Origin of the sequence: Mucilaginibacter sp. (genome assembly GCF_025359345.1) — a bacterium.
In the GTDB taxonomy this organism is placed as follows: domain Bacteria; phylum Bacteroidota; class Bacteroidia; order Sphingobacteriales; family Sphingobacteriaceae; genus Mucilaginibacter.
The window spans coordinates 75,804-85,947 of sequence record NZ_JANYGQ010000002.1 but is presented as its reverse complement, the minus strand read 5'-3'; the positions used below and the strand labels follow the sequence as shown (position 1 = coordinate 85,947).

The 10,144-nt window shown below is 44.0% G+C and carries 9 protein-coding genes; 3 read left to right on the top strand and 6 right to left on the bottom strand.

Annotated features, from left to right (window positions below):
• On the bottom strand, window positions 1-738 hold a 738-nt coding region (fabG, locus tag Q0R52_RS01005; RefSeq protein WP_295791123.1), incomplete at its 3' end, for a 3-oxoacyl-[acyl-carrier-protein] reductase.
• 266 nt (window positions 739-1,004) lie between these two features.
• On the opposite strand from fabG, the gene Q0R52_RS01000 reads away from it, so the two are divergent.
• The 3 genes from Q0R52_RS01000 (at window position 1,005) to Q0R52_RS00990 (ending at window position 4,336) form a co-directional block, all read left to right on the top strand.
• Window positions 1,005-3,164, top strand: a complete 2,160-nt coding sequence (locus Q0R52_RS01000; protein ID WP_295791121.1) for a glycoside hydrolase family 3 C-terminal domain-containing protein — start codon at window positions 1,005-1,007, stop codon at window positions 3,162-3,164.
• A gap of 23 nt (window positions 3,165-3,187) precedes the next feature.
• Window positions 3,188-3,643, top strand: a complete 456-nt coding sequence (locus Q0R52_RS00995; RefSeq protein ID WP_295791118.1) for a hypothetical protein — start codon at window positions 3,188-3,190, stop codon at window positions 3,641-3,643.
• A gap of 315 nt (window positions 3,644-3,958) precedes the next feature.
• Window positions 3,959-4,336, top strand: coding sequence for a VOC family protein (locus tag Q0R52_RS00990; RefSeq protein ID WP_295791116.1), 378 nt, complete (start codon window positions 3,959-3,961; stop codon window positions 4,334-4,336).
• Between the two features lie 22 nt (window positions 4,337-4,358).
• Here Q0R52_RS00990 and Q0R52_RS00985 read toward each other — a convergent pair whose 3' ends face one another.
• The 5 genes from Q0R52_RS00985 to Q0R52_RS00965 all read right to left on the bottom strand — a co-directional run bounded on the left by Q0R52_RS00985 (window position 4,359) and on the right by Q0R52_RS00965 (window position 9,829).
• Window positions 4,359-4,574, bottom strand: a complete 216-nt coding sequence (locus Q0R52_RS00985) for a cysteine-rich CWC family protein (RefSeq protein ID WP_295791114.1) — start codon at window positions 4,572-4,574, stop codon at window positions 4,359-4,361.
• A gap of 376 nt (window positions 4,575-4,950) precedes the next feature.
• Window positions 4,951-7,323: a ribonucleoside-diphosphate reductase subunit alpha gene (locus tag Q0R52_RS00980; RefSeq protein ID WP_295791110.1), complete on the bottom strand. Its 2,373-nt coding sequence runs from the start codon at window positions 7,321-7,323 to the stop codon at window positions 4,951-4,953.
• Between the two features lie 152 nt (window positions 7,324-7,475).
• The gene (locus Q0R52_RS00975; RefSeq protein WP_295791107.1) at window positions 7,476-8,447 is read right to left on the bottom strand and encodes a ribonucleoside-diphosphate reductase small subunit; all 972 of its coding nucleotides are present in this window, start codon (window positions 8,445-8,447) and stop codon (window positions 7,476-7,478) included.
• Window positions 8,448-8,888: 441 nt separating this feature from the next.
• The gene (locus tag Q0R52_RS00970; RefSeq protein ID WP_295791104.1) at window positions 8,889-9,254 is read right to left on the bottom strand and encodes a methionine-R-sulfoxide reductase; all 366 of its coding nucleotides are present in this window, start codon (window positions 9,252-9,254) and stop codon (window positions 8,889-8,891) included.
• 68 nt (window positions 9,255-9,322) lie between these two features.
• Window positions 9,323-9,829, bottom strand: a complete 507-nt coding sequence (locus Q0R52_RS00965) for a GNAT family N-acetyltransferase (RefSeq protein WP_295791100.1) — start codon at window positions 9,827-9,829, stop codon at window positions 9,323-9,325.
• Window positions 9,830-10,144: the final 315 nt, after the last annotated feature.

Here is a 10,144-nt window from a genome sequence, read left to right as displayed (position 1 = left end):
CATCCCACCATCGACAGAAATTACCTGCCCGGTGATGTATGCTGCCAGGTCTGATGCCAGGAAAACGCAGGTATTAGCCACATCTTCGGGCTCGCCGGCACGTTTTAAAGGGATAGCTGCCGCCCATCCTTCGACCACTTTAGGGTCTAAAACGTCCGTCATTTCGGTACGGATAAAGCCCGGGGCAACCACGTTGGTACGGATGTTACGCGAACCTAATTCTTTAGCAACCGATTTGGAAAAACCGATAATACCCGCCTTTGAAGCGGCATAATTCGACTGCCCCGCGTTCCCCTGGATGCCTACAACCGAGCTCATGTTAATAAACACACCCTTACGGGCTTTCATCATAATTTTTGATGCCGCCTTGGTAACATTAAAAATTGATTTTAGATTAACGTCTAAAACTTCGTCCCACTGGGCTTCGGTCATGCGCATCAGCAAGCCATCTTTGGTGATGCCGGCGTTGTTAACCACTATATGCAAAGTGCCGAAATCGGCGATTATATCGTTTATAAGTTTTTCTGCTTCATCAAATTTAGAAGCATCAGATTGGTAGCCTTTTACCTGGGTACCAAAGCTTTGCAGTTCCTGTTCAAGGGCCTGTCCTTTTTCAACAGACGATAAATAAGTGAAAGCCACATTAGCGCCATGCTCGGCAAACTTTTCGGCAATTTTACGCCCTATCCCCTTGGATGCTCCTGTGATAAGTGCGGTTTTTCCTTCTAATAATTTCATGAAGTTTTAGCAAATGAGTTACGGGGAGCGAAGATAGGTATTTAGTGCGAAAGTTGGAAAAGTAGAGAGACTCGGTAAAGTCCGGAAAGATAATTAAAACACCGGCCCCAAGGGCAATACCGACACACCATCATCGATTGATAATTAAATACCAATTATTGTTAAAAAATGATAATATGCTATTAGTATTAAAAGCAGCGATATGCTAATTTTCAATCGCTAATAGGCTGCAGTTCACCCCTATTTACAAAACCTCTATCTGCAAAATGAAAACCAACAAAAGAATTAAACTGATAATATGCTTGTGCCTTTTGTTGGCCACAAAAGCTACCGTCGCCCAATATAAATACCCTTTCCAAAACCCTGCCCTACCCACCGAAGACAGGATTACGAACCTGATATCCTTAATGACGCTGGATGAAAAAGTGAGTTGCCTCAGCACTAACCCCACCGTTACCCGGCTGGGCGTTAAAGGCACCGGCCATGTGGAAGGGCTACATGGTTTAGCCATGGGACTGGAAGGCAACTGGGGCCGCAAAACACCGGTGCCCACCACCATTTTTCCGCAATCAATAGGCATGGCTGAAACCTGGGACCCGGAACTGTTACAACAAGCCGGCGCTATCGAAGCTTTTGAAACCCGTTACCTATTCCAAAGCGATAAATACCATAAGGGCGGCTTGGTGATACGTGCTCCCAATGCCGACATCGGCCGCGACCCACGCTGGGGCCGTACCGAAGAATGCTACGGCGAGGACGCTTTTTTTAACGGCTCCCTGGTAGTAGCATACATAAAAGGCCTGCAGGGCAACGACCCGAAATACTGGACTACCGCCGCTCTCATGAAACACTTTCTGGCGAACAGCAACGAAAACAGCCGCGACAGCAGTTCGTCCGACTTTGATGAGCGGTTGTTGAGGGAATATTATTCTTTACCGTTCCGCATGGGTGTGGAATTGGGCGGCTCGCGTGCATACATGGCATCGTACAACCGGGTAAACGGTGTGCCTCAAACCGTGAGCCCGATGTTGGAAGATATTACCGTAAACCAATGGGGTCAAAACGGCATCATCTGTACCGATGGCGGCGCATACCGGTTGCTGGTTAACGCGCATCATTATTATCCCACCCTTGCAGAAGCGGCTGCGGGTTGTATAAAAGCAGGCATCAACCAGTTTTTAGATACCTATAAACCCGGCACTATGGAGGCCCTGCAAAAGAAATTAATTACCGAGGCCGACATCGATGCCAACCTGCGCGGCGTTTTCAGGGTAATGACAAAACTGGGGCAGCTTGACCCGCCGGAAATGGTGCCTTACAGCAGCATTGGCAATGGCCCCGAGCCATGGCTGTCGCAAAAAAACAGGGACTTTGTGCGGCTTATTACACAAAAATCAATCGTCCTGTTAAAAAATCAGGATAATTTACTGCCGCTTGATAAAAGCAAATTAAAGTCGGTTGCGGTAGTTGGGCCACGGTCGGCGGAGGTATTGCAGGATTGGTACAGCGGCGTGCCAGCCTATAGCGTGAGTATATTGGAGGGGATAAAAAATAAGGTAGGCGCAAATACCGTAGTAAGCCACACCACCAACGATAACCTGGCATTGGCCATGGCAAAAACTGCGGAAACGGTAATAGTTTGCGTAGGTAATAACCCCACCGGTAACCTGGGCTGGAAAAAAGTTGACGGCCCAACCGAGGGCCGCGAGGCTGTAGACCGCCAAAGCATCAGCCTGGACAGTGCACAGGAGGCCCTTGTAAAAAACCTACACAAGATCAATCCGCATATTATTTTGGTAGTAGTAAGTAATTTCCCCTACGCCATCAAATGGGAACAGCAAAATATCCCGGCCATAATCCACATAACCCATTGCAGCCAGGAACAAGGCAGTGCACTGGCCGATGCCCTGTTTGGCGACATAAACCCCGGCGGCAAACTGGTACAAACCTGGCCCGACACACTGGCCCAGCTGCCACCGATGATGGATTACAACATCAGGCATGGCCGCACGTATATGTACATGAAAGATACGCCGTTGTACCCTTTGGGTTTTGGACTAAGCTATACCACGTTCCAGTACAACAACCTCAAAACAAGCACAGACAAACTGGATAAAAACGGTGAAGTAATCATTAGCATCGACGTAAAAAATACTGGCACACGCGCTGGTGATGAAGTGGTGCAGCTTTATGTAAAGCACCTTAAATCGAGAGTTGAGCGGCCTCTTAAAGAATTGAAAGGCTTTAAGCGAGTTACACTTAATCCAAGGGAAGTACAAACGGTTAGCATAAAGTTGCCTGCATCGGCGCTTGCTTACTGGGATGTAGCGAAAAAGGGTTTTATTGTGGAGAAGGAGCCGGTGCAATTGATGGTGGGGAGTTCGTCGGCGGATGTGAAGGCGGAGAAAAATATAGAGGTGAAATAAAATTCTGCTACCTTTAGCATAATATGCGTAAGCTTGCTTTTATTGTTGTTGCGGTGCTCCTTATTGCCTGCCGACCGGCCGTGCGCATAAACGGCCGTACGTTAACCGACACCCTCGAAATATTAAAAAAGAAAGCTGATTTTAGGCCACTTGACTCTGCTGAAGTTTATGAGTTTCTGAATAAATATTACCTGCCACGGCTGGATACCCTGCCTACCAAAAGGCATGTATTTGTCTATCCTCTAAAAGGTCGAAATTTTGGCCATATCTACAAAAATAAAGAGGCTGAAATTCTAAAGCTTTATGGTGGCGGTAAAAAAACCGATACACCTCCGATAAGTTACATTCCACCGGCTTTATACGACACTACGTTAAAATGGGATAGCAAAAAATTTAATTCTACAAATGTTATTGCTGATGACGTATTGATTAAAACAATTAAAAATATTTACATACCAACGATGGACAGCGAAACGTAGCGTGCCTGGCACAAACGTTATGGATTCGGTTATATGTGTATATCTTATCCGCAATATAATGCGAATACAAAAATATTAGTAATCAGGGAATGGCTGGAGAACCTTGATTGGTGTGGAACAGGCCGGGAAAGCGTCTTTCAATATAAAAGAACAAACGGCGGCTGGAAGGCTTATTGATAAGATAGCCCTCTTTTACTTGACTATAGCTGGCCACAATCAAGTAAAAGGCTATTTATATAAATGAATGATTATTCATTTATAAATGTAACATTTTGGTAATCTCCGTATCCAAAGCATAATTATTAAATATAAATTATGACTTTAAATCATCTCAACCTTAGTGTACAGGACGTGCCCACTGCCCGCACCTTTTTTGAAACTTACTTCGCTTTTAAATGTGAAGACAGCAAACCTAACGATACTTTGTCTGTGCTAAGCGGCACGAACGGCTTTGTTTTGGTGCTGATGAATCAGCGGCTTAACGAAAGAGGCAACCACAATTATCCCGATGCTTTTCATATCGGTTTTTTTCTTGATAATGAAGCTGAAGTAATTGCTTTGTTCGACAAATTAAAAGACGGTGGAATAGCCCTTGAGCAACAGCCACAAAAAATAAGAAGGGCTTTTGGTTTTTACTTCCATTTTCAAGGAGTAATGATTGAAATAGGCAGCCAGGTAAACAGCGTGGAGTAACATGATTCGAACGGATTTGTTGCTATGGGCTAACAGTTGCCACCAGCATTGCCCCATATTCCTCCTGTAGTTCCATCAAACACTTCGCACACATACAGCCTTCATAATTCTCAGCAATATATTGTACTTCGTTTAAATTCAGCTGAACTGTGGCGCATTGGCATTTGGTAAAGCTGTTTGCCTTACATTCAATGTCTGTTCCGCAGCGCTCACAATGTATTATTTCGTGCTTTATCATTTTTTAGTCCATAGACCATGAACGATAGACCATAGTATGGGTTATCAAATTTAGGAATAAGAATGTTTACTTATTGTAAAAGCGCGTTGGACGTAAAAAAGTTGCCCTGGGATAAGTTATGGTTGTGAATCGCCGCAGAGTCAACAGGTTAAATGCCGCCAAAGCGTTCCATTTTCTCACGCGGAACACCCGGAACGCTATGAAACACGCTCATTATCAGATATTTCAAATTTCGACAAATGTAATCAATTGACATTTTTTTGAGTTGCCTGCCTTGTTGGTGCCTCCTAAAAACGGCAAAAGCCCGAAAGTATGAATATGAAATTCAAACTTTCGGACTTTACAGACTTCCGGTCTTTCCGGACTTCTTAAAAACTTATGCGGAGCAGGTTACGCAACCTTCTTCCATAGAGCAGCTTGGGCCGGCAGGTACGTCGTTGCTTAGTTCGGCAACCACTTCCGGTATAACGGCATCCATGTTTTTGCCGCCCTGGTTTTCAACTGTAAATTTAACCGCTTGTGATGCTGCCTGTGTACGCAGGTAATACATACCTGTTTTAAGGCCTTTCTTCCATGCATAGAAGTGCATCGAGGTAAGTTTGCTTGCATTTGGCGAGTTGATGAACAGGTTAAGCGATTGCGACTGGCAGATATAAGCGCCACGGTCGGCAGCCATATCGATGATGGTACGCATCTTAATTTCCCAAACTGTTTTGTACAGTTCTTTTACATCAGCAGGTATTTCAGCAATATCCTGGATTGAACCATTTGCAGTGATGATTTTGTCTTTCATTGCGGTATCCCACAATCCGCGGTTCACCAAATCGCGCAACAGGTATTTGTTTACGATGATAAACTCACCGCTTAATACCCTGCGGGTGTAGATGTTCGAGGTATATGGCTCAAAGCATTCGTTGTTGCCCAATATCTGGCTGGTTGATGCAGTTGGCATTGGCGCTACTAACAGTGAGTTACGCACGCCATGGTTCATCACATCTAAACGCAGGTTTTCCCAATCCCAACGGCCGCTTTCCGGTTTTACTTTCCACAAATCAAACTGGAACTGTCCTTTTGATAATGGCGAGCCTTTAAATGTTTCGTAAGGACCGTCTTTTATAGCAAGGTCTTTCGAAGCTGTCATTGCCGCAAAGTAGATGGTTTCAAATATCTCTTTGTTCAGTTTTTTAGCTTCTTCGCTTTCAAACGGCATACGCAGCTGGATGAATGCATCGGCCAAACCCTGTACACCTAAGCCTATTGGGCGGTGGCGTAAGTTTGAGCGTTCTGCCTCTTCAACCGGGTAATAGTTACCGTCGATTATCTTGTTAAGATTTAGAGTAGCCTGGTAGGTTACTTCGTATAATTTATCGTGATCGAAAATACCGTCTTTTATGTAGCGTGGCAATGCAAGCGACGCCAGGTTACAAACTGCGATTTCATCAGCCGATGTGTACTCTATAATTTCAGTGCAAAGGTTCGAGCTTTTTATAGTGCCCAAATTTTGCTGGTTCGATTTGCCGTTGGCAGCATCCTTGTACAACAAATAAGGTGTACCGGTTTCAACCTGCGAATCTAATATCGCAAACCAAAGTTCTTGTGCTTTTACCACTTTGCGGGCACGGCCTTCTGCTTCGTATTTTTTGTATAGTTTTTCAAAGTCTTTACCCCAGCAATCGGCAAGTCCCGGTGCTTCGTGCGGGCAGAATAGGCTCCAGTCCTCGTTAGCTTCTACGCGCTCCATAAACAAGTCAGATACCCAAAGGGCATAGAACAAGTCGCGGGCACGCATTTCTTCTTTACCATGGTTTTTGCGGAGATCAAGGAATTCAAAAACATCTGCATGCCAAGGCTCAAGGTAGATTGCGAACGCACCTTTACGCTTGCCACCGCCCTGGTCAACGTAACGGGCAGTATCGTTAAACACACGCAGCATTGGGATAATACCATTGCTGGTGCCGTTTGTGCCGCTAATGTATGAGCCTGTAGCCCTTACATTATGTATGCTCAGGCCTATACCGCCTGCGCTTTGTGATATTTTAGCAGTTTGCTTAAGGGTGTCATATATCCCGTCAATGCTGTCGTCCTTCATGGTCAATAAGAAGCACGATGACATCTGTGGTTTTGGGGTACCTGCGTTAAACAAGGTTGGGGTTGCGTGGGTAAACCAGCGCTCGCTCATCAGGTTGTATGTTTTGATGGCGCTTTCTACGTCCTCTTTATGTATACCAACCGATACGCGCATAAACAAGTGCTGAGGGCGTTCAGCTATTTTGCCGTTTAACTTCAGCAAGTATGATTTTTCAAGCGTTTTGAAACCGAAGTAATCAAAACCGAAATCGCGGTCGTAAATAATGCTGCTGTCTAAAAGCTCGGCGTTTTTCTCAATTACTTCCCAAACGTCGTCAGCAATTAACGATGCATCCTTGCCTGTTTTAGGGTCGATGTACTCATGCAGCAAACGCATGGTTTCCGAAAACGATTTGATGGTGTTTTTGTGCAGGTTTGATACTGCAATACGCGACGCCAGCAAAGCGTAATCAGGATGTTTGGTTGTTAACGAAGCGGCAGTTTCTGCGGCCAGGTTGTCAAGCTCAGAAGTGGTTACGCCGTCAAACAAACCTTCAATTACTTTTTTGGCTACATCAATCGGGTCGACAAGGTGAAACCCATAACACAACTTTTCAATGCGTGCCGTAATCTTGTCAAATTTTACCGATTCTCTTTTTCCGTCTCTTTTTACTACAAACATGTTTGACCCCCTTTTTAACTTTCTGCCACCGGGCAGGTTGATTGTTTAACTACTATTACTATGATTTCACCTATTTGAAAACGATTACACAGATTTCGCTTTCTTTATTTTCCTTTTTTCTATCCTCTAATCTCCAGCCTCTAATCACGAAACTAAAAATCTTCATCTAACGAAAACGATTTGCTTTCTTGTGAGTTTAGCACACCACTCTTTTGGTAATCTCCTACCCTTTTTTCGAAGAAGTTTGTCTTTCCCTGCAGCGATATCATTTCCATAAAATCGAATGGATTTGATGCGCCGTAAACTTTATCGTAGCCCAATTCACCTAACCACCTGTCGGCCACAAATTCAATATACTGGCCCATTAGCTTGGCGTTCATACCTATCAGGCTAACCGGCAAGGCATCGCTTACAAATTCTTTTTCTATCTCAACAGCATCAGTAATGATAGCAGTAGCTGCTTCCTGCGACAGTTTATTTTCCAGCATGCGATAAAGCAGGCAAGCAAATTCGCAGTGCATGCCTTCGTCACGAGATATCAGTTCATTACTGAAGGTTAAGCCCGGCATCAGGCCGCGTTTCTTTAACCAGAATATAGAGCAAAAACTACCCGAGAAGAAAATACCTTCAACGGCGGCAAATGCAATTAAACGCTCAGCAAAAGTTCCGTTGTTTATCCAGCGTAATGCCCATTGTGCTTTCTTACCTACGCAAGGCACTGTATCTATTGCATGAAACAGGCGATCTTTTTCTGCAGGATCTTTTATATAAGTATCAATCAGCAATGCGTATGTTTCGGAGTGGATGTTTTCCATCATGATCTGGAAACCATAGAAACAGCGGGCTTCGGGCAGTTGCACCTCGCTCATAAAATTTATGGCCAGGTTTTCGTTTACAATACCATCGCTGGCAGCAAAAAAAGCAAGTATGTGCGATATAAAGTGGCGCTCCCCATCATTCATTGCGTCCCAGTATTTCATATCGTCGCCAAGGTCAATTTCCTCGGCGGTCCAGAAACTGGCTTCGCACTTTTTGTACATCTCCCAAATTGCGGGATATTTGATTGGAAGTATAACAAAACGGTCTTTGTTTTCCCTCAGCAATAACTCTGTTTCCTGTTCCATGCGCTCCTAATATTTACAAGTTCTTATCTTCACTTTTTTAACTTACCGCCCCGTTAACAATGGGCGACAACAATTCCATAGCGTTAGTTTTGCTGGCGAGCTGTAAACCTAATTTACTGCTACTAACTACTTAATTATCAACTCACTCATCCCCGCCAAACTATTTTAACCTGTGTACCAAAAACCACAATTTTACGTGGCTTCGTTTTTCCCGTTACCGGCTAGAAATCCGGTAACAATAGATAGTGTTGAACGAACTTATAATCAAATATAGGCTATGCTGTTTTATGATGATACTTTAAGTTTTTAACACCCCCTATAAGTTATGCACAAAAGATATGGGCATATTATCACTGGGCGATTTTCGCTGCATAAAAGGTGTTAAAATCCTATGTTAAAAAAAATCTCGGGGTAGGTTAAATTAACTTTTTTCAACGTCGATTAATCCGCTTTCGGCACAAATTTCATCGATACGGAATTAACGCAATGGCGCACATTTTTGGGTGTTAAATATTCGCCCTCAAAAACGTGGCCCAGGTGGGCGCCGCAGTTGGCACAAACAATTTCAACCCGGCGGCCATCAGCGTCCGGAACGCGTTTTACAGCACCCGGAATCTCGTCGTCGAAACTCGGCCAGCCGCAATGCGATTCAAATTTCGATTCGGAAGTGTATAGCGGCGTATCACAGCGCTTGCACACATAAAGGCCTTGTGCTTTATTGCTTAATAATTCGCCGGTAAACGGGCGTTCAGTGCCTTTATGCAGGATGATATATTCTTCTTCGGGTGTTAATTTATTGTAGTTCATTTTCGTTTTTAATTTTAATAATTACTAATCCCAGGTGTTTATAACAACCTTAAAACAGGTCGCCGGTTTTATAAAACAGGTTTTGTGAATAATACCATGGCATTTTCGTCCAGGTAAGTATCTTTTAATTTAATAGCTCTTTTTTCAAAACTGAAAATCTCAAATCCAAATGTTGTATAAAGTCGTATCGCATTTTCATTTGTCGCAACTACGGTTAAGTTAACCTGTTCAATATCGTCCAGTTCCCTAACCCGTGCAAGCAAGTGCTCCACCAGCTTCCGCCCTACCCCTTTGCCCGCATTTTCAGCAGATACGTACATTCGGAATAACAAACCTTTATGCATCAGTTTCTCCCGGTTAGCGGTTTCTGTTTTAAAGCTCACCACGCCTGCAAGTGTATTGTCATCATTTATTGCGCCCAGGGTAAAACTGTACGGGTTACCTGTTGTAGGAAAGGGTTCGTTCACCTCGTCCACCGGGCTAATCCGAAAGGCATCAGGATGCGCTTTTAACCCTTTTAAAATAAATTCTTTGTAGTTATAATTATGCCCGGCAGTAAGTTCAACAATTTTCATAATGCTTATATAAAGATACGAAAAAACGGGCGGCTAATTTGTTTTGGGGATGGAAATGACGGTGGTTTGACGGTAAAAAACGAGGTATTACAGAGTGTTAAAAAATTTGTCATTGCTGTAAGGAACGAGCGCGGCAATGACATATTTGTAAGATTTGTATGGGAAGCTGAGAGCTTGAACCACATTATACCCCGGTTACCTTGCGCTAAACTCGCGACAGCAGATGGAAACACATTAAAAAGCAGAAGGCCGGAGAAATTTCCCCGGCCTTCTGCTTTTTTACCTTGATTCTTGGTTCTTGACTCTTTCTTCGGA